This window comes from Agrococcus sp. ProA11 (assembly GCF_039880525.1).
In the GTDB taxonomy this organism is placed as follows: Bacteria; Actinomycetota; Actinomycetes; order Actinomycetales; family Microbacteriaceae; genus Agrococcus; species Agrococcus chionoecetis.
Genome location: NZ_CP156989.1, coordinates 1,182,431 through 1,199,922 on the forward strand (window position 1 = coordinate 1,182,431; position 17,492 = coordinate 1,199,922).

The 17,492-nt window shown below is 70.6% G+C and carries 14 protein-coding genes; 4 read left to right on the forward strand and 10 right to left on the reverse strand.

Translation table 11 applies throughout. The features are described 5' to 3' along the window. Positions 1-22: 22 nt before the first annotated feature. The 5 genes from ABG090_RS05685 to map form a co-directional block, all read right to left on the reverse strand. Positions 23-1,999, reverse strand: a complete 1,977-nt coding sequence (locus ABG090_RS05685) for a fructose-specific PTS transporter subunit EIIC (RefSeq protein ID WP_347757207.1) — start codon at positions 1,997-1,999, stop codon at positions 23-25. Further along, positions 1,999-2,985, reverse strand: coding sequence for a hexose kinase (locus ABG090_RS05690; RefSeq protein WP_347757209.1), 987 nt, complete (start codon positions 2,983-2,985; stop codon positions 1,999-2,001). Before ABG090_RS05690 ends, ABG090_RS05685 begins: the two co-directional genes overlap by 1 nt. Then, positions 2,982-3,767 carry a DeoR/GlpR family DNA-binding transcription regulator gene (locus tag ABG090_RS05695; protein WP_347757211.1) on the reverse strand — a complete coding sequence of 262 codons (786 nt, stop codon included), beginning with the start codon at positions 3,765-3,767 and terminating at the stop codon, positions 2,982-2,984. The genes ABG090_RS05690 and ABG090_RS05695 overlap by 4 nt, the downstream gene beginning before the upstream one ends. A 213-nt stretch (positions 3,768-3,980) precedes the next feature. Then, positions 3,981-4,736 (reverse strand): polyphosphate--glucose phosphotransferase, encoded by a 756-nt coding sequence (ppgK, locus tag ABG090_RS05700; protein WP_347757213.1) that lies wholly within the window; start codon positions 4,734-4,736, stop codon positions 3,981-3,983. Positions 4,737-4,813: 77 nt separating this feature from the next. Next, positions 4,814-5,683 (reverse strand): type I methionyl aminopeptidase, encoded by an 870-nt coding sequence (gene map, locus ABG090_RS05705; protein WP_347757215.1) that lies wholly within the window; start codon positions 5,681-5,683, stop codon positions 4,814-4,816. 110 nt (positions 5,684-5,793) lie between these two features. Here map and ABG090_RS05710 point away from each other — a divergent pair, with 110 nt between their 5' ends. Continuing rightward, a complete protein-coding gene (locus ABG090_RS05710; protein ID WP_347757217.1) occupies positions 5,794-5,997 on the forward strand; it encodes an SPOR domain-containing protein in 204 nt (67 codons plus the stop codon). A gap of 3 nt (positions 5,998-6,000) precedes the next feature. Here the strand turns inward: ABG090_RS05710 and ABG090_RS05715 are convergent, their stop codons facing one another. Both ABG090_RS05715 and panB read right to left on the reverse strand, forming a co-directional pair. After that, positions 6,001-6,510, reverse strand: coding sequence for a DUF1697 domain-containing protein (locus ABG090_RS05715; RefSeq protein WP_347757219.1), 510 nt, complete (start codon positions 6,508-6,510; stop codon positions 6,001-6,003). A 4-nt stretch (positions 6,511-6,514) separates the two neighbouring features. Beyond that, positions 6,515-7,396: a 3-methyl-2-oxobutanoate hydroxymethyltransferase gene (gene panB, locus ABG090_RS05720; RefSeq protein ID WP_347757221.1), complete on the reverse strand. Its 882-nt coding sequence runs from the start codon at positions 7,394-7,396 to the stop codon at positions 6,515-6,517. A 62-nt stretch (positions 7,397-7,458) separates the two neighbouring features. Between panB and ABG090_RS05725 the strand changes: the two genes are divergently transcribed. Beyond that, positions 7,459-8,790 carry a glutamine synthetase family protein gene (locus ABG090_RS05725; protein ID WP_347757222.1) on the forward strand — a complete coding sequence of 444 codons (1,332 nt, stop codon included), beginning with the start codon at positions 7,459-7,461 and terminating at the stop codon, positions 8,788-8,790. 3 nt (positions 8,791-8,793) lie between these two features. Then, positions 8,794-11,709 carry a bifunctional [glutamine synthetase] adenylyltransferase/[glutamine synthetase]-adenylyl-L-tyrosine phosphorylase gene (locus tag ABG090_RS05730; protein WP_347757224.1) on the forward strand — a complete coding sequence of 972 codons (2,916 nt, stop codon included), beginning with the start codon at positions 8,794-8,796 and terminating at the stop codon, positions 11,707-11,709. 93 nt (positions 11,710-11,802) lie between these two features. On the opposite strand, the gene glnA is transcribed toward ABG090_RS05730, so the two are convergent. Together glnA and ABG090_RS05740 are read right to left on the reverse strand one after the other, a co-directional pair. Beyond that, a complete protein-coding gene (gene glnA / locus ABG090_RS05735; protein ID WP_347757507.1) occupies positions 11,803-13,227 on the reverse strand; it encodes a type I glutamate--ammonia ligase in 1,425 nt (474 codons plus the stop codon). A gap of 101 nt (positions 13,228-13,328) precedes the next feature. Continuing rightward, positions 13,329-14,018 carry a DUF4191 domain-containing protein gene (locus ABG090_RS05740; RefSeq protein WP_347757226.1) on the reverse strand — a complete coding sequence of 230 codons (690 nt, stop codon included), beginning with the start codon at positions 14,016-14,018 and terminating at the stop codon, positions 13,329-13,331. A 92-nt stretch (positions 14,019-14,110) separates the two neighbouring features. Here ABG090_RS05740 and ABG090_RS05745 point away from each other — a divergent pair, with 92 nt between their 5' ends. Further along, a complete protein-coding gene (locus ABG090_RS05745; protein WP_347757228.1) occupies positions 14,111-15,430 on the forward strand; it encodes a hypothetical protein in 1,320 nt (439 codons plus the stop codon). Between the two features lie 87 nt (positions 15,431-15,517). Here ABG090_RS05745 and sucB read toward each other — a convergent pair whose 3' ends face one another. After that, the gene (sucB, locus tag ABG090_RS05750; protein WP_347757230.1) at positions 15,518-17,485 is read right to left on the reverse strand and encodes a 2-oxoglutarate dehydrogenase, E2 component, dihydrolipoamide succinyltransferase; all 1,968 of its coding nucleotides are present in this window, start codon (positions 17,483-17,485) and stop codon (positions 15,518-15,520) included. Positions 17,486-17,492: the final 7 nt, after the last annotated feature.

Sequence of the window (17,492 nt, forward strand, 5' to 3'; positions counted from 1 at the left end):
GGAAGCTCGACGGATGGACCCGTCAGGCTGCTGCGAGGGCGGGCTCGGCGGCGGCGGCCGCAGGTGCGCGTCGCGCCCAGCGCTTGAGGGCGATCACCGCGAGGCCAGTGACGATGGCGCCAGCGACGATCGCGATCGTGAACATCAGCAGGTTGCCGATCGCGAAGAACACGAAGAAGCCGCCGTGGGGCGCCTGGCTCGTGACTCCGGCTGCCATCGAGATCGCACCGGTCGTCGCAGCACCGAGGATCGATGCTGGGATGACGCGCAGCGGGTCGGCAGCGGCGAACGGGATCGCGCCTTCGGAGATGAAGGAGGCACCGAGGAGCCAGGCTGCCTTCCCATTCTGCTGCTCAGCCGGCGAGAAGAGCTTCCGATCGATCACGGTGGCGAGCGCCATGCCCAATGGCGGCACCATGCCCGCCGCCATCACCGCGGCCATGATCATCCAGGGCGCGGGATTCTCCGGCGTTCCGGCGCTCAGGCCCGCGACCGCGAACCCGTAGGCGACCTTGTTGATCGGGCCGCCGAGGTCGAACGCCATCATCGTGCCGAGCAGCAGCCCGAGGAAGATCACGCCGGTGCCGGTCAGCGAGCTGAGCCATGCGGTCAGTGCGGCCATGAGTGCCGCGATCGGGCCGCCGAGCAGTGCGACCATCAAGCCGGAGGCGAAGATCGATGCAAGCAGGGGGATGATGACGACCGGCATGAGTCCACGCATCCACTGCGGCACCCGCCAGGTGCCGATCCACCACGCCGCGAGGCCGGCGAGGAGGCCACCGGCCAGGCCGCCGATGAAGCCCGCGCTCATGAGCAGTGCGACGGCACCAGCGACGAAGCCCGGCGCGATGCCCGGACGATCCGCCAGGGCATACGCGATGAATCCGGACAGCGCAGGCACCAGGAACCCCATGGAGGCTGCTCCGATGGAGAACAGCACCGCGCCGAGATACTCGCCGACGCCACCGTCGGGCAGGTTCCACAGCGTGTTCTGCAGGATGACGTCGCCCGCCACATCGGTGATGTCGAAGCCGCCGAGCAGGAAGCCCAGCGCGATGAGCAGGCCGCCACCGGCGACGAACGGGATCATGTAGCTCACGCCCGTGAGGAGGGCGCGCTTCACGGTGCCACCCAGGGACCCTCGAGAGCGCTGCTCCGGCGTCGGCTCGCTCGCAGCGTCGCCCGCGAGACGCGGGCCCTGCGGGTCGTCCGCGTGCCCGAGCGCCTCGGCGATGAGCTCGTCGGCAGCGTGGATGCCGCGCTTGACCGGAACCTGCACGAAGGGCTTCCCAGCGAAGCGGCCGCGCTCGCGCACATCGACATCGACCGCGAACACGACGGCGTCGGCGGCCGCGATCAGCGCAGGATCGAGTCGCTTCGTGCCGCTCGAGCCCTGCGTCTCCACGGTGACCCGCACGCCCGCGCGCTCGCCGGCCGCCTTGAGCGCATCCGCCGCCATGTATGTGTGTGCGATCCCGGTCGGGCAGGCGGTCACGGCAACGATGCTGCGAGTGCCCTCGGCGACCGGCTCATCATCGACCTCCTCCCGGTCAGCCACGACTCCGGCGACGAGTCCGACGACCTCGTCCTCGGTCTTCGCGGCGCGCAGCGCACCCGTGAACTCCTCATCGATGAGCGAACCTGCTAGCCGTGACAGCACGGCGAGATGCGTCTCGGCGGCACCTTCTGGCGCCATGATCATGAACACCAGATCCGCAGGGCCGTCGGGAGCTCCGAAGTCGACCGGGGGATCGAGCCTGGCGAAGGCGAGGGTGGGCTCGCGAACCGCGGACGACTTGCAGTGGGGGATGGCGATGCCCGCACCCATGCCGGTCGGGGTCAGCGCTTCGCGCTCGAGCACCGCCCGCGCGAGATCGCCGCTGTTGACGACGCGGTCGGTCCCGGCTGCGCGAGCGGCGAGCGACTGGATCACCGCGTGCTTGTCGGCGCCCAGGTCGGCGTCGAGCACGACCAGTTCGGGGATGAGGATGTGGGGCATCAGTGCTCCTGTAGGTCGGCGGCGGCAGCCGCGTGGGTGTGGGTGGTCGTGACGGTTGTGACGGCGACGCGCGACGCGTCGGCCTCGGCAGGGGTGGGAAAGCCGGTGCCAGGCATCGCTGCGGCCGCAGAGCCATGGGCGACCGCTTGGCCGAGCCGGCCGCGGGCATCGTCGCCTCGCACCTGGGCGATGAGCCATCCGGCGAGACTCGCGTCGCCGGCGCCCACCGTCGAGCGGACGACGGTCGGCGGCGCCGCCGCTTGCAGCGTCACACCAGCATCAGCGCTGATCGCACCATCGCCGCCGAGGGTCAGCAGCACGGTGCCAACACCCAGGGCGACGAGCGCTTGCGCCGCGCCCACGGCCTCATCGAGGCTGCCGATGGCGCCGGTTGCAAGTCCCAGCAGTTCTTCCAGCTCCTCGTCATTGGGCTTTGCGAGGTCGATGCCTCCGTCGGCGATCGCGGCAGCGAGTGGTGGCCCGGACGTGTCGACGGCGACTCGGATCCCCGCGTGCGCCTCCCGGGCCGCGCGAATGACGTCGACGATGATGTCGGGTCGAGTTGCCGCTGGCAGCGAGCCGGCAATGACCAGCCATTCGGCACGCGGAGCGCTTGCGCGAACTGCATCGAGCATGGACGCCACCGCGTGCGCTTCCAGCGGTGCGCCAGGCTCGTTGATCTTCGTCGTCGTCCCGTCGAGCTCCGTGATCGCGAGGTTGGTGCGCACGGCGGCACCGACCGGCACGCAGAGCGCATCGACGCCGTCGGCCGCGAGCATCATCGAGAACCGATCATCGGGTCGCGCCATCACGATCGCGCGAACGGCGATGCCCGCACCCGCGAGCACGCGTGCAACATTCACCCCTTTGCCTGCGGCCACTTGGCTCGCTGGCGCGGATGCGCGCTGCACTGCGCCGCGCTCGAGAGGTGCGGGCAGCACGACGGTCTGATCTATGGACGGGTTGAGCGTCAGGGTGAGGATCATGCGACCAGCACCTCGCAACCTGCGTCAGCAAGGGCTTGGCTCGTCGCCGAGTCGGGTGAGGCGTCCGTGAGCACGACGTCGACCTGCTGCAGTGTTGCGAACCGGCACAGCGACGCCGTTCCCAGCTTCGTGGAATCCGCCACCAGCGCCACCCTGCGCCCAGCCGCAACGATGGCCGACTTCACCGCTGCTTCGTCCGGGTCGGGCGTGCTGACGCCGCTGCTGTCGAGGCCGTTCGTGCCGAGCACGACGACGTCGGGGCGGAGCTGCGCGATGGCAAGCACGGTCTGTGCGCCGACTGCCGCGCCGGTGACGGCGCGAATACGACCCCCCAGCGCATGGACCTCGATCGACGGATGCGGGGCGAGCTGCTGTGCGATCGCGGGGGAGTGCGTTGCCACGATGAGCCGCGGCCCCGCTCCGTGCGGCCAGGTCGCGACCAGTTCGCTCGCCATCGCCGCAGTGGTGGTCCCCGCGTCGAGCAGCATGCTGGTCGCGCCGGAGGCCAGCAGCCGCTCGCAAGCCAGGCGGGCGATGCGGCGCTTGCCGTCGGCGTTCGCGTCGGCGCGCACCGCGACCGCAGTCTCGATGAGGCTGGTGCGGCTGGCGCTCACCGCGCCGCCGTGCACGCGTCGCGCGATCCCTGCGCTCTCCAGTGCGTCGAGATCTCGACGCGCTGTCTCGGCGGTGATGCCGAGGGTACGTGCGATCTCCGCAACGAGCACGCGGCCCTCTGTCTGGATGCGCGCGGCGATCTCGTCCCTGCGCTGTGTTGCGAGCATGGCCACCTCCTCGCGAACACCGTAGCGGTGAAACGAAGACAAACGCAAGCAAAGAAAGAAAACCACAGAGCGGTTGCCGTGACGGAAGGTCGATCACGCGCACATGCGGACGTGCGCGTGTCGGGTGCTGCAGTGCGCAGCGCACGCATGCAGGATGAGTCCCGCGGCGCCCGAGACGGCAGGCGACTGGCGGAGCGGGGCGGCGCCGGGTTGCTAGACGCCGCGGGCGAGAGCGGCGGCGCCGATGATGCCGGCGTTGTTGCGCAGCGTCGCGGGCACGATCGGCGTTGCCAGGTCGAGCAGGGGCAGGAACAGCTCCGACGACTTCGAGACGCCACCGCCGACGACGAACAGGTCGGGGGAGAACAGGAACTCCAGGTGGCTGTAGTAGCGCTGCAGCCTCTGGGCCCATGCCTCCCAGCTGAGCTCCTCGCGCTCGCGCGCCTTGTTCGACGCCCGTACCTCGGCGGACACGCCGTCGAGCTCCAGGTGCCCCAGCTCGGCGTTCGGGATCAGCACGCCGTTGTAGATGAGCGCGCCGCCGATGCCCGTGCCGAGCGTCGTCATGATCACGAGGCCCGAGGCGTCCTTGGCCGCTCCGTAGTGGTCCTCGGCGAAGCCCGCCGCATCCGCGTCGTTGACGAAGTGGATGTCGCGACCCAGCGCATCCTCGAACAGGCGCTCGGCCTCGAGCCCGATCCACGCCTTCGAGACGTTCGAGGCGCTCATCGTGCGGCCGTGTCGCACGATCGCCGGGAAGGTCACGCCGATCGGGGTGTCGTCATCGATGTCGAGGCGCTCGACGAGGTCGATCACCGCGTCGCGGATCGCATCCGGCTCGCCGCCCTCCGGGGTCGGCACCTTCACCCGGTCGCTGCGGAGCTCGCCCGCCGCGACGTCGACGAGCGCAGCCTTCACGCCCGTCCCGCCGATGTCCACACCGACTGCCAGCTGCTTCGTCTTCGCCACGGCGACGATCCTGCCATGGATCGCGCCGCTGCCGGGTGCGCGCGCCCGATCCGCGGCCGCCGCAGCGCGGCGACGGCTCAGGCCGAGGGTAGCGTCAGGATCTCGGCACCCGTCTCGCGCACCACGATCGTGTGCTCGAACTGGGCGGTGATGGAGCGATCCTTCGTCACGACCGTCCAGTCGTCATCCCACATCTCCCACTCGTGCGTGCCGAGCGTCAGCATCGGCTCGATGGTGAACACCATGCCGGGCACGATCTCGGTGTCGAAGCGGTCGGTGTCGTAGTGGGGGATGATCAGGCCGGAGTGGAACGACGTGCCGACGCCGTGACCGGTGAAGTCGCGCAGCACGCCGTAGCCGAAGCGCTTCGCGTACATCTCGATCGTGCGACCGATGACGTTCACGCGGCGACCGGGCATGGCAGCCCTGATCGCGCGGCGCAGCGCCTCCTCGGTGCGCTCGACCAGCAGGCGCACCTCTTCGCTCGTCTGGCCGACGATGAACGTGCGGTTCGAGTCGCCGTGCACACGGTCCTTGTAGGCGGTGATGTCGATGTTCACGATGTCGCCGGCCTCGAGCACCGTGGTGTCGGGGATGCCGTGGCACACGACCTCATTGACGCTCGAGCAGACCGACTTCGGGAAGCCGCGGTAGCCGAGTGTCGAGGGGTAGGCGCCGTGACCGGTGACGAACTCGTGCCCGATGCGGTCGAGCTCGTCGGTGGTGACGCCGGGCTGCGCGGCAGCGCCGACCGCGGCGATCGCGTCGGCGGCGATCCGGCCCGCCGCCCTGATCCGCTCGATCGTCGCGTCGTCGTAGACGTCGCCGCCGACGTGCTCGGCGGGCGCCGGCTTGCCGACGTACTCGGGGCGCGCGATGGCGCCGCTCACCGCGCGCGGCGGCCCGATCCGGCCCGCGATGAGGCGTCCATCGGCGTCTCTTGGCATGGTCTCCATCCTAGGAGCGGCACGCCCGGGCGACCGTCGAGCAGCGGATCCCTGCGACCGCTCGCTCCATCTCGGCCACCATTGCGGATCTCGGCCTACACTGTGGCGTCATGAGCGCAGACTTCTGGTACAACCTCGAGACCGGTGTCGTCGAGGAGGGCATGGTGTCGCCGGGCTACGACCGCGCGGGACCGTTCGCGACTCGCGAGGAGGCGGAGCGCGCTCCCGAGATCATCAAGGAGCGGTCGCGCGCGTGGGCTGCCGAAGAGGCCGCCGACGACAGCTGGGGCTCCGCGTCGAAGGATGACGCCTGACCCTCACGCCGCGGCGAGCACCTTGCGCAGCGTCCGGAGGTTGCGCGTCGTGACGCGATCCTTCGCGCGTCGCTCGAGCGCCTTCGCGAACGGGCTCGTCAGGGTCGTGCCCTTCGGGTTCGACCAGTGGATGACGCCGACACCGTAGGCAGTGAGCTCGCCCTCGCCCGGTGCGGTGGCAGCGAGCTCACTCGCGACGCCCGGTTTCAGCTCGAACACCACGTAGGGCGTGTGCTCGTCGTCCTCGGCGTGGGGGTAGTCGGCGACGACGGCGGCGAGCGCCTCGATCGCGATGCCGAGCACCCGGATGCGCCTCCCGTAGCGCGCTTCCAGCGCCGACTCCGCTGCCGCTGCCGCCGCAGCCGCGTCCGGAGCCGTGACCACGGCGTTGCCGCTCGCGAGCACCGTCACGACGTCGCCCAGCCCGGCGTCGCCCAGCAGCGCCCGCAGGTCGGCCGACCGCACGGTCACGCCGCCCACGTTCACGCCCCGCAACAGCAGCGCAACGCGCATCCGGCTACTCGTACTCGTGCTCGGGCGCGGGGTAGACGCCGTTCGCGACATCCTCGCGGAACGCGGTCGCGGCCGCCTCGAGCGTCTTGCCGAGCTGCGCGTACTGCTTCACGAACTTCGGGATGCGGCCGGTCGTCATGCCCGCCCAGTCGCTCCACACCAGCAGCTGGCCGTCGCAGTGCGGTCCGGCCCCGACCGAGAGGGTCGGGATGTCGAGCGCCTCGGTCACGGCCTTCGCCGCCGCCGAGGGCACCATCTCGAGCACGACCGCGAAGGCGCCCGCCTCCTGCACGGCGAGGGCGTCGCGCAGCAGCTGGTCGGCGCCGTCGTCGCCGCGGCCCTGGATGACGTGGCCGCCCAAGCCGTGCTCCGACTGCGGCGTGTAGCCGACATGACCCATGACGGGGATGCCGGCCTCGACGACCCGTCGGATCTGCTCGGCCGAGCGCTCGCCGCCCTCGAGCTTCACGGCGTGCGCTCCCGTCTCCTTCATGAAGCGGATGGCGGTGTGCAGCGCCTCGCGCGCGTTGACCTCGTAGGAGCCGAAGGGCATGTCGGCGACGACGAGCGCGCGCTTCGCGGCGCGCGCCACGGCGCGGGTGAGGGGGATCAGCTCGTCGACCGTGACCGGCAGCGTCGTGTCGTAGCCGAACACCGTGTTGCCTGCGGAGTCGCCGACCAGCAGGAAGTCGATGCCCGCCGCGTCGAAGATCTGCGCGGAGAGGTAGTCGTAGCTCGTCAGCCCGACGATCTTCACCCCGTCGCGCTTGGCGCGCTCGAAGTGCCGGATGCGAACCCGCTTCGGACCTGCGGAAGCACCGCCGTAGGGCGCCGCCACCTCCTGGGGATCGCCGGTCTGGGCCGATCCGCTGTCGTTGAATGCCATGGCCCGAGCCTAACCCGCAGTGCGCGACCACTAGCCTGAAGGCAGACGAGAGAGGGGCCGGGATGGACAAGCAGCAGGACTTCGTGCTTCGCACGATCGAGGAGCGCGGGGTCAAGTTCGTTCGGCTGTGGTTCACGGACGTGCTGGGCTCGCTGAAGTCGGTGGCGATCGCGCCGGCGGAGGTCGAGGCCGCCTTCACCGAGGGGATGGGCATCGACGGCTCCTCGATCGAGGGGCTGTCGCGGTCGTCCGAGGCGGACGTGCTCGCGAAGGCCGACCCGTCGACCTTCCAGGTGCTGCCGTGGCGCGGCGAGGTCGACCCGACCGCTCGCATGTTCTGCGACATCTTCACGCCCGACGGCGAGCCGGCCGCGGCAGACCCGCGCCACGTGCTCAAGCGCACGCTGGCAAAGGCCGCCGACCGCGGCTTCAGCTTCTACACCCATCCCGAGTGCGAGTTCTACCTGCTGAAGTCGGCGGACGTGCTCAACCCGGAGCCCGTCGACCGCGCCGGCTACTTCGACAACGTGCCCGGCGGCACGGCGCATGACTTCCGGCGCGCGAGCGTGCGGATGCTCGAGGACATCGGCATCTCGGTGGAGTTCAGCCACCACGAGGCGGGTCCGGGGCAGAACGAGATCGACCTGCGCTACGCCGACGCGCTCTCGACCGCCGACAACATCATGACCTTCCGCACGATCGTGAAGGAGGTCGCCATCTCGGAGGGCGTCTTCGCGACCTTCATGCCGAAGCCCTTCGAGGGCCACCCCGGCAGCGGCATGCACACGCACATGTCGCTGTTCGAAGGCGACCAGAACGCGTTCCACGACCCCTCCGGCAAGTACCAGCTCTCGAAGGTCGGGCGGCAGTTCGTCGCCGGACTGCTGCACCACGCGCCGGAGTTCACGGCCGTCACGAATCAGTTCGTCAACTCCTACAAGCGGCTCTGGGCCGGCGACGAGGCGCCCAGCTTCGTGAGCTGGGGTCACAACAACCGCTCCGCGCTCGTTCGCGTGCCGCTCTCGAAGCCGAACAAGGCGCAGTCCGCGCGGGTGGAGTATCGCGGGCTGGACTCCGCCGCGAACCCGTACCTGGCGTTCTCCGTGCTGCTGGCCGCGGGACTCAAGGGCATCGAGGAGGGCTACGAGCTGCCCGACGAGGCGATCGAAGACATCTGGCAGCTCTCCGACAAGGAGCGCAGGGCGCTCGGCTACGCGCCGCTGCCCACGAGCCTCGACGCGGCCATTGGCGCGATGGAGGAGTCGGAGCTGGTCGCCGAGACGCTCGGCGAGCAGGTCTTCTCGTTCGTGCTGCGCAACAAGCGGGAGGACTGGCGCCGCTACCGCGACCAGGTCACGCGCGTCGAGCTCGAGTCGAACCTGCTCTCGCTCTAGCGCATGCGCATCCCGTCGCCGCGATCGCGCCTGGCGCGGCTCGGCTATCGCGAGCCGAGCCTGGCTGAAGCGTACGTGCAGGAGCTGCCGGAGGAGCTGCACAGCCTGGTCGCGGCGTGCGCTCGCAGCGCCGATCCCGATCAGGCGCTCCAGATGGTCGTGCGCTTCGTGCGCGGCGGCATCGACCTGACGGATGCGCTCGATGACGAATCGGGACTCGCCTCGCTGCTGCGCGTGCTGGGCGGGTCGCTCGGCATGGCCGAGCACGTGGAGCGCCACCCCACGCAGCTCGACACCGTCATGCACCCGCCGTCGCCGATGGGGCCCGCGCAGTATCGCGAGAGCCTGCTCGATGCGGTGGCCGCTGAGGACGGCGTGTCGACATTGCCGCAGCAGGAGGGCGTGGCCGCGCTGCGCGATCGCTATCGCAACCACGTCGCGGCGCTGGTGGCCTGGGACCTCGCGCTGGAGCAGCCGAAGGATCGCGTCGACACGGTCTCGGCCGCGCTCGCAGATCTCGCCTCCGCAGCGCTCGACGCCGGGCTCGCGGTCGCCCGGCGCGCGGCCCGGGAGCGGTTCGGCGACGACGTCGACCAGGTGACGCTCGCTGTGATCGGCATGGGCAAGACCGGGGCGCGCGAGCTCAACTACGTCAGCGACGTCGACGTGATCTGGGTGCATGGCACCACGCCGGGCAGCGAGCTCGACGACGCCAGGGCAACGCAGATCGCGACCCTGCTGGCACGGGAGACGAGTGCGGCCTGCGGCGCGTACCAGGGCTCGCCGCCGCTGTGGGAGGTGGATGCCAACCTGCGGCCCGAGGGCAAGGACGGCGCGCTGACGCGGACGCTCGCGTCGCACATCGCCTACTACGACCGCTGGGCGAAGTCGTGGGAGTTCCAGGCGCTGCTGAAGGCACGCCCGATCGCGGGCGACGCCGAGTTGGGGGCCGCCTACGACGACGCGATCCGCTCGCTCGTGTGGGAGTCCTCCGGCCGCGACGGCTTCGTCGACTCGGTGCAGCGGATGCGCGAGCGCGTCACCGAGCACATCCCCGCCGACGAGGTCGACCGGCAGCTGAAGCTCGGGCCGGGTGGGCTGCGCGACATCGAGTTCACGGTGCAGCTGCTGCAGCTCGTGCACGGCGCCGACGACGACTCGCTGCGGCAGCGCGGCACCCTCGACGCGCTCGACGCCCTGGCGGCGCGCGGCATCGTCGGCCGCGCCGACCGGGACGAGTTCAGCGACCACTACCGGTTCCTGCGCGTGCTGGAGCACCGGATCCAGTTCTGGCGCATGCGGCGCACGCACCTGATGCCGACCGAGCCGGAGGAGCTGCGCAGGCTTGCGCGCACTGCGCGGCTGGACAGCGCTGAGGAGCTGACGCAGCAGTGGCAGGCGGTGCGCCGGGCGGTGCGCACGCTGCACGAGCGCATCTTCTACCGCCCGCTGCTGAGCGCGGTCGCCTCGCTCGAGCGCGACGACGTGCAGCTCAGTCCCGAGGCTGCCCAGCGGCGCCTGCGAGCATCCGGCTACGTCGACCCGAAGGGGGCGCTCGGGCACATCGCGGAGCTCACCGAGGGCGTCTCGCGGCGGTCCCAGATCCAGCGGCTGCTGCTGCCGGTGCTGCTCGGCTGGTTCGCCGAGGGGGCCGATCCCGACATGGGCCTGCTGGCGTTCCGGCGGCTGAGCGAGTCGCTGGGGGAGACGCCGTGGTTCCTGCGCATGCTGCGCGACTCGCCGGTCGCCGCTCGGCGCCTGACCAGCCTGCTCTCCTCCTCCCGTCTCATCGGCTCGCTCATGGAGCGCATCTCCGAGTCGGCCTCGTGGCTCGACAGCGACGAGCAGCTGCGACCGCGCTCCGAGGAGGCGCTGCGGGAGGAGACGGCCGCGATCCTCTCGCGGCATCGTGGCGACGCCGAGGCGGTGCAGCGGGCGCTGCGCAACCTGCGGCGGCGCGAGCACCTGCGGGTGGCGACCGCGAGCGCGCTGCAGCGCATCGACGTGGCCGGTGTCGGCGCAGCGCTCTCCGCCATCGCGGCGGCGCTCGTAGACGCGGCGGTGACGCTGCACAAGCCGGACGGCCTCGAGCTCGCGATCATCACGATGGGGCGCACCGGCGGTCGCGAGATCGGGTTCGGCAGCGACATCGACGTGATGCATGTCGCTCGCGGCGGCGACGATCCCGTCGCGGCGGCGACCGTCGTGGTGCGCAAGGTGCAGGAGACGCTCGCCGACCCCTCGTTGCCGTTCGAGATGGATGCGGGACTGCGGCCCGAGGGGCGCCAGGGCCCGCTCGTGCGCACGCTCGACAGCTACCGGGCCTACTACGAGCGCTGGTCGGAGCCGTGGGAGGCGCAGGCGCTGCTGCGGGCGCGCCCCTTCGCCGGCGACGCGCAGCTGGCAGGCGAGCTCATGGACGTCATCGACGAGCGCCGGTATCCCGACTCGTTCCCGGCGTCGTCCGTGCGTGAGGTGCGCCGCATCAAGGCGCGCGTCGAGGGGGAGCGGCTGCCGCAGGCCACGGATCGCAGCCGACATCTGAAGCTCGGTGACGGCGCGCTCAGCGACGTGGAGTGGCTCGTGCAGCTGCTGCAGCTGCGATACGCGGGCCAGCACGAGAGCCTGCGAACCCCGTCAACGCTGGAGGCTCTCGCCGCGGCTGTCCGTGCCGAGCTGCTCGCCGAAGCTGACGCCGCGGTGCTGCGCGAGGCGTGGCTGCTCGCCACGCGCATCCGCAATGCGCTCGCGCTCGCCCGGGCACGATCGATCGACCGGCTGCCGGAGGATCGGGGTGAGCTCGAGGCGGTGGCTCGTCTCGTCGGCCTGCCCGCGGGATCCGCGGCCGCGCTCGAGGAGCAGTACCTCGCTGCGACGCGCCGCTCGCGCCGCGTGTTCGAGCGCGTCTTCTACGACTGACGGCGCTCGCCCGGACCCTCGGTTCGCCGCACGCGGGCGGGGCCGGATCCCCAGAGGAATCCGGCCCCGCCTGGTGCCTCGAGCGTCAGCCGATCAGACGCCGTAGTAGAGCTCGAACTCGTACGGGTGGGGCCGCAGGGCCATCGGCAGGATCTCGTTCTCGCGCTTGTAGGAGATCCAGGTCTCGATCAGGTCCTTCGTGAAGACGTTGCCCTCGAGCAGGAACTCGTGGTCGTTCTCGAGCGCGACGAGCGCCTCCTCGAGCGTGCCGGGCACCTGCGGGATGTTCTTGGCCTCCTCGGGCGGCAGCTCGTAGAGGTCCTTGTCGATCGGGTCCAGCGGCTCGATGCGGTTCTTGATGCCGTCCAGGCCCGCCATCAGCTGCGCCGCGAACGCGAGGTACGGGTTCGAGGCGGCGTCAGGAACGCGGAACTCGATGCGCTTCGCCTTCGGGTTGGAGCCCGTGATCGGGATGCGGACCGCTGCGGAGCGGTTGCCGGCCGAGTAGGCCAGATTGACCGGCGCCTCGAAGCCCTTGACCAGGCGGCGGTACGAGTTGATCGACGGGTTGGTGAAGGCGAGCACCGCAGGAGCGTGCGCGAGCAGGCCGCCGATGTACCAGCGCGCGGTGTCGGAGAGGTTGCCGTAGCCGTTCTCGTCGAAGAACAGCGGCTTGCCGTCGAGCCACAGCGACTGGTGGGTGTGCATGCCGGAGCCGTTGTCGCCGGCGACCGGCTTCGGCATGAACGTGACCGTCTGGCCCCACTGCTCCGCCGTGTTCTTGACGATGTACTTGAAGGCGAGGATCTCATCCGCGGCCTTGACCATCGTGTTGAAGCGGTAGTTGATCTCCGCCTGACCAGCGGCGCCCACCTCGTGGTGGCTGCGCTCGACCTGCAGGCCGATCTCCTCGAGCTTCAGCACGATGTCGTCGCGCAGGTCGGCCTGCTTGTCGACGGGGGAGACCGGGAAGTAGCCGCCCTTGAAGGGGGTCTTGTTGGCGAGGTTGCCACCCTCCTCGGCGCGGCCCGAGTTCCAGGCCGCCTCCTCGGAGTCGATCGCATAGAACGAGCCCTGCGGCTGCACGCTGTAGCGCACGTCGTCGAAGACGTAGAACTCGGCCTCCGGCGCGAAGAACGCGGTGTCCGCGATGCCGCTCGACGACAGGTACTGCTCGGCCTTGTGCGCCACCTGGCGCGGGTCGCGGTGGTAGATCTCGCCCGTGCGCGGGTTGTAGATGTCGAAGATCATCACGAGCGTCTTCGCGTCGCGGAACGGGTCGAGATACGCGGTGGTGACGTCGGGGATCAGCTGCATGTCCGACTCGTGGATGCTCGCGAAGCCGCGGATCGACGAACCGTCGAAGAGCTGGCCGACGCTGAAGAACTCCTCATCCACGGTCGACGCGGGGATGTTGAAGTGCTGCTGCACGCCGGGGAGGTCCGTGAAGCGGATGTCGAGGAACTGCACCCCCTCGTCCTTGATGAAGGCGAGGACCTCGGAGGAATCCTTGAACATTGTGCTCCTTGACATGCGTTGGCGGTAGGCAGATGCCGTGACCTCGACGCTACGCGGGAGCCGTTGCTCGTCCGTGACGCCGATGTTTCGGCGATGTTACGTCAGCGAGGGCGTCCGGGTCGGATCCGGCGCGGATCGATGCCCTTGGGGATGGGCAGATTGGCCTGGCCGAGCGAGGTGAGGCGGTTCGCGACGGCCATCACCTCGGCTCGCGAGAGCGTCTTCTTCAGGCGGCGCATCGACTTCGTGAGCTTGCGCAGCTCGAGCGGCGAGTCGGGGCCGATCTCGATCACGTGGATCGGCACGTTCGGCACGATGCGCTTCACCTTGCGCTGCTCGTCGCCGAGGATGCGAGCGACGCGTTCCTTCGGGCCCTCCGCGATCAGCACGACGCCCGGCTTGCCGACCGCGCGGTAGACCGCGTCCTGCGTCTTGGGGTTCACGCCCGTGGGCATCTCGCTCGTGGTCCAGTTGCCGCGCAGGCCGTTCTTGAGCACGGCGCCGACGGCGCCGGGGCGGCCCTCGATCTGGCCGAAGGCGATCTTCTCGGCACGCCACGTGAGCGTCATCATCGCGAGCATCAGGCCGATGAGCACGCCGGAGACGATCCACAGGATCAGGAAGAGCGTGTCCTGCCGGAAGACGATGGCCAGCACCGTGATGACGATGATGGGGCCGAAGAAGGCCAGCAGCATCAGCGGCAGCGCCTTCTTGTCGTTCTCGCGGGTCATCTTGAAGATCGACCACATCGTCTTGAGCCTGCCGGGCTCCTTCTCGGTGTTGCGTGCCATGGCACCAGGATACCGGGGCCGGATGCCGTCGCTCTCCACAGCTCGTCTCACGCCACCGCCGCGCGGTCGCGCGCCCTGGCATGGTCGCGCTCGTGGACGAAGAACACGCGCAGATCGCGGGCTACCGGCTCGTGCGAGAGCTGCGGCGCGATGCCGAGCGGATGGTGTGGGTGGCAGCGAGCGCATCGGAGACCGAGACCGGTGGAGCCGTGGAGATCCACAGGAGCCTCGGCGGCGCTGACGGCGTGCTCGCCGGGGAGGCTGAGGCGCTGCTGGCCGCCGATCATCCGCACATCGTGCCGATCCTCGACGTCGCGACCGACGAGGGGGTGGTGCTCGTGCGACCGCTGCTGCCGCGCAGTCTCGCCGAGTGGCTGGTGCGGCGGCAGGCGCCGTCGCCGGGCGAGGCCGTGACCGCGCTGGCCCCGATCGCCGCAGCGCTGGCCGCCCTCCATCGACGTGGCGCCTGCGCAGGCGGCTGCGCAGCGCAGGCCGTGCGGCTCGACGCGGACGGCGCACCGCTGCTGCTGGGCGAGGGCGCGCACATCGAGACCGACCGCCCCACGGATGCCTGGCGGGAGGCCAGCACCGGCGTCGCCGACGACGCGGAGGGCTGGCGTCTGCTCGCCGTCGCGGTGCTGGAGGCCGGGGGCGCCGCGGTGCCGGCAGCTGTCGACCGTGCGCTGGCGCAGCGCGATCTGGCTGCGGCCGCCGATGCCATGCTCGCCGCGTGGCCCGCACTGCCGCTCGCGCCAGAGGATGCGCCGTCCTCGATCGCATCCCCGGCCCCGGCGCCCATGCGGCGACGGGACCGAGCCGACGGCCCCGCCGCGATCTGGGCGCGCATCGCGCTGCTGCTCGAGGTGCTGGTCGATCGGGGCGGTCCGAGCGCAGCGCGCCTCGCGCGGTCGCTCGCCGCGGTCCGTCCGCGCTTCTGGGCGATCGCCGCCGTCGGTGCCGCGATGCTGCTGCTGGCAGGGGCGGCCCTCTGGCCGGCCACGCCGACCGGTGCCGACGAACTCGCGACGGGCGAGGTGGTGCCGAGCCCTAGCGCGGTGGACGCGGCGGCACTCGCTACGGCCACGGCCGACGCAGCGGAAGACCCGGCAGTGTTCGGCGGTCAGACGGGGGACGGAGAGGATCCGCTCACTGCCGTCGCGGCGCTGCTCGCAGAGCGCGAGGCCTGCCTCGACGCGGGCGATGCCGCGTGCCTCGTCGGCCTGCATGCTCCCGACAGCCCGCAGCTGGTCGCCGCGGTGCCCTGGCGGATGCCCGAGGACGGCAGGCTCGAGCCGGTGCAGCGGCTCGGCGACGCCTGGCTGCTGCGCGTGGTCTCCGAACGCGAACCGGCCTCGGTGCTCGCGATGAGCACCGAGGCCGGTTGGGTTCTGCGCGACGCCTGGTCGGATTGAGCCGGGTCTCGTGACGGCTGCGGCCCTGCGGGCCGGAGCCTCCTCGACCTTGCTGCCTACCGGCTCACGAGCGTGAGCCCTCCGGCATCAAACCTCGAACTGGCCCGACTCGAGCTGCGCCTTGACCTGGCCGAGGTAGCGAGCCGCGTCGGCGCCGTCGATGATCCGGTGGTCGTAGGACAGTGCGAGGAACACCATCGAGCGGATGGCGATCGAGTCCTGGCCGTCGACCGAGACCACCACGGGGCGCTTCACGACCGTGCCGACGCCGAGGATGGCGCGCTGCGGCTGGAAGACCACGGGCGTGTCGAACAGCGCGCCCCGCGAACCGGTGTTGGTCAGCGTGAACGTGCCGCCCGCGAGCTCGTCGGGCTTCAACTGGTTGTCGCGGGTGCGCTGCGCGAGGTCAGCGATCGACGCCGTGAGCTCCTTGATGCTCTTGGAACCGGCATCCCGGATGACGGGCGTGAGCAGGCCGCGCTCGGTGTCGACCGCCATCGCGAGATTCTCGGTCTCGGGGTAGGTGATCGTCTCGCCGTCGTCGGTCGCGTTGATCAGCGGGTGCGACTTGAGCGCCTGCACGGCCGCCTGCGTGAAGAAGGGGAGGAACGTCAGCTTGTTGCCCGTCTCCTCCTGGAACGACGCCTTCTTCGACTCCCGCAGCTGTGCCACCTTCGTCACATCGACCTCGACGACGGTGGTGAGCTGGGCGAGCGTCTGCATCGACTCGACGGCGCGCTTGGCGACGACCTTGCGCAGGCGCGACATCGGCGCGGTCGTGCCGCGCAGCTCCGAGACCTCGACCTCGGCCGGCGCGGAGCCGGACTCGTTCGTCTCGGCCGCGGCCGGTGCCGCCTCGGCGGCGCTCAGCACGTCCTCCTTGCGGATGCGGCCGCCGACACCGGTGCCGGTGAGCGAGCTCAGGTCGACGCCGCGCTCGTTGGCGAGCTTGCGGACGATCGGCGTGACGTAGCTCGAGGCTGCGCCCGACGCCGCGGGAGCGGACGGAGCAGCCGGCGCCTTCGGAGCGGCCGGTGCCGCGGGAGCCGCTGCCTTGGCCGGCTCGTCCTTCGGTGCCTCATCCTTGGGCGCCTCGTCCTTCGGTGCCTCATCCTTGGGCGCCTCGTCCTTCGGCGCCTCAGCCTCGGGAGCCTTGGCGGCCTCGGGCTGCTCGGTCGACGGCGCCGCCGGCTTGGGCTGCTCCGCCGGAGTGGCGTCCTGGGCCTCGGCCGAGCCAGCGGGGTCCGTCGTCGGCTCGTCGGCCTGCTGCTCGGCATCCGATGCCGGCGCGTCAGCGCCAGTCGAGGCTGCCCCGCCGACGCGTGCGATGACGGCGCCGACCTCGATTGTGTCGTCCTCGCTGACGAGGATCTCCGAGATCGTGCCCGCGATCGGCGACGGCACCTCGGTGTCGACCTTGTCCGTGGAGATCTCGACGATCGGCTCGTCGACGGCGATCTCGTCGCCGACGGACTTCAGCAGTCGCGTGATGGTGCCCTCGGTGACGCTCTCACCGAGCTCGGGCAGAGTGATGTCCTGACCCTCGCCACCGCTCGCGGGAGCCGCCTCAGCCTGCTCGTCCGCATCCTTCGAGGGGGATTCCTGCGCCTCGGCCGCCGACTCCTCGTCGGCCTCCTGCTCAGGTTCCGTGTCGTCGGCAGCGATCTCGGATGCCGATGCCTGGGCAGCCGGAGCTTCCTCAGCCGGAGCTTCCTCGGCAGCAGCCTCCTCGGCCGGAGCTTCCTCGGCAGCGGCCTCCTCAGCCGGAGCCTCCTCAGCCGGAGCCTCCTCCGCCGGAGCATCCTCTGCCGGCCCGTCGCCCGCATCGCCGACGCGTGCGATGACCGCGCCGACCTCGACCGTGTCGTCCTCGCCGACGAGCAGCTCGGTGATGGTGCCGGCGATCGGCGACGGCACCTCGGTGTCGACCTTGTCGGTCGAGATCTCGACGATCGGCTCGTCGACCGCGATCTCGTCACCGACGGCCTTCAGCCAGCGGGTGATCGTTCCCTCGGTGACGCTCTCGCCGAGCTCTGGGAGCTTGATGTCAGTCATGGGTTGT

Coding starts and splice junctions, on each gene's coding strand:
- ABG090_RS05690 (WP_347757209.1), bottom strand. CDS start 2,985: ATGATCCTCACCCTGACGCTCAACCCGTCCATAGATCAGACCGTCGTG.
- ABG090_RS05710 (WP_347757217.1), top strand. CDS start 5,794: ATGAGCGCAGACTTCTGGTACAACCTCGAGACCGGTGTCGTCGAGGAG.
- ABG090_RS05730 (WP_347757224.1), top strand. CDS start 8,794: ATGCGCATCCCGTCGCCGCGATCGCGCCTGGCGCGGCTCGGCTATCGC.
- sucB (WP_347757230.1), bottom strand. CDS start 17,485: ATGACTGACATCAAGCTCCCAGAGCTCGGCGAGAGCGTCACCGAGGGA.
- ABG090_RS05740 (WP_347757226.1), bottom strand. CDS start 14,018: ATGGCACGCAACACCGAGAAGGAGCCCGGCAGGCTCAAGACGATGTGG.
- glnA (WP_347757507.1), bottom strand. CDS start 13,227: ATGTTCAAGGATTCCTCCGAGGTCCTCGCCTTCATCAAGGACGAGGGG.
- ABG090_RS05685 (WP_347757207.1), bottom strand. CDS start 1,999: ATGCCCCACATCCTCATCCCCGAACTGGTCGTGCTCGACGCCGACCTG.
- map (WP_347757215.1), bottom strand. CDS start 5,683: ATGCCAAGAGACGCCGATGGACGCCTCATCGCGGGCCGGATCGGGCCG.
- ABG090_RS05715 (WP_347757219.1), bottom strand. CDS start 6,510: ATGCGCGTTGCGCTGCTGTTGCGGGGCGTGAACGTGGGCGGCGTGACC.
- ABG090_RS05725 (WP_347757222.1), top strand. CDS start 7,459: ATGGACAAGCAGCAGGACTTCGTGCTTCGCACGATCGAGGAGCGCGGG.
- ABG090_RS05695 (WP_347757211.1), bottom strand. CDS start 3,767: ATGCTCGCAACACAGCGCAGGGACGAGATCGCCGCGCGCATCCAGACA.
- panB (WP_347757221.1), bottom strand. CDS start 7,396: ATGGCATTCAACGACAGCGGATCGGCCCAGACCGGCGATCCCCAGGAG.